The organism is Aeromonas sp. QDB23, assembly GCF_027707745.1.
GTDB lineage: Bacteria > Pseudomonadota > Gammaproteobacteria > Enterobacterales > Aeromonadaceae > Aeromonas > Aeromonas allosaccharophila.
This window is the reverse complement of the sequence record NZ_JAPCJA010000152.1, coordinates 1-1,241: the sequence shown is the minus strand read 5'-3', so window position 1 is coordinate 1,241 and position 1,241 is coordinate 1. Positions and strand designations below refer to the sequence as shown.

Genomic DNA, 1,241 nt, shown 5'->3' with positions numbered 1-1,241 from the left:
CTGAACGTCAGAAGCCGACTGCACTATAGCAGCGGAGGGGTTGGATCCATCAGGCAACGACGGGCTGCTGCCGGCCATCAGCGGACGCAGGGAGGACTTTCCGCAACCGGCCGTTCGATGCGGCACCGATGGCCTTCGCGCAGGGGTAGTGAATCCGCCAGGATTGACTTGCGCTGCCCTACCTCTCACTAGTGAGGGGCGGCAGCGCATCAAGCGGTGAGCGCACTCCGGCACCGCCAACTTTCAGCACATGCGTGTAAATCATCGTCGTAGAGACGTCGGAATGGCCGAGCAGATCCTGCACGGTTCGAATGTCGTAACCGCTGCGGAGCAAGGCCGTCGCGAACGAGTGGCGGAGGGTGTGCGGTGTGGCGGGCTTCGTGATGCCTGCTTGTTCTACGGCACGTTTGAAGGCGCGCTGAAAGGTCTGGTCATACATGTGATGGCGACGCACGACACCGCTCCGTGGATCGGTCGAATGCGTGTGCTGCGCAAAAACCCAGAACCACGGCCAGGAATGCCCGGCGCGCGGATACTTCCGCTCAAGGGCGTCGGGAAGCGCAACGCCGCTGCGGCCCTCGGCCTGGTCCTTCAGCCACCATGCCCGTGCACGCGACAGCTGCTCGCGCAGGCTGGGTGCCAAGCTCTCGGGTAACATCAAGGCCCGATCCTTGGAGCCCTTGCCCTCCCGCACGATGATCGTGCCGTGATCGAAATCCAGATCCTTGACCCGCAGTTGCAAACCCTCACTGATCCGCATGCCCGTTCCATACAGAAGCTGGGCGAACAAACGATGCTCGCCTTCCAGAAAACCGAGGATGCGAACCACTTCATCCGGGGTCAGCACCACCGGCAAGCGCCGCGACGGCCGAGGTCTTCCGATCTCCTGAAGCCAGGGCAGATCCGTGCACAGCACCTTGCCGTAGAAGAACAGCAAGGCCGCCAATGCCTGACGATGCGTGGAGACCGAAACCTTGCGCTCGTTCGCCAGCCAGGACAGAAATGCCTCGACTTCGCTGCTGCCCAAGGTTGCCGGGTGACGCACACCGTGGAAACGGATGAAGGCACGAACCCAGTGGACATAAGCCTGTTCGGTTCGTAAACTGTAATGCAAGTAGCGTATGCGCTCACGCAACTGGTCCAGAACCTTGACCGAACGCAGCGGTGGTAACGGCGCAGTGGCGGTTTTCATGGCTTGTTATGACTGTTTTTTTGTACAGTCTATGCCTCGGGCATCCAAG

Annotated in this window: 1 protein-coding gene; it reads right to left on the bottom strand. The window is 60.9% G+C overall.

Translation table 11 applies throughout. The features are described from left to right. Nucleotides 1-178 precede the first annotated feature (178 nt). A complete protein-coding gene (gene intI1 / locus PG888_RS22915) occupies nucleotides 179-1,192 on the bottom strand; it encodes a class 1 integron integrase IntI1 (RefSeq protein ID WP_000845048.1) in 1,014 nt (337 codons plus the stop codon). Between the last annotated feature and the right edge of the window lie 49 nt (nucleotides 1,193-1,241).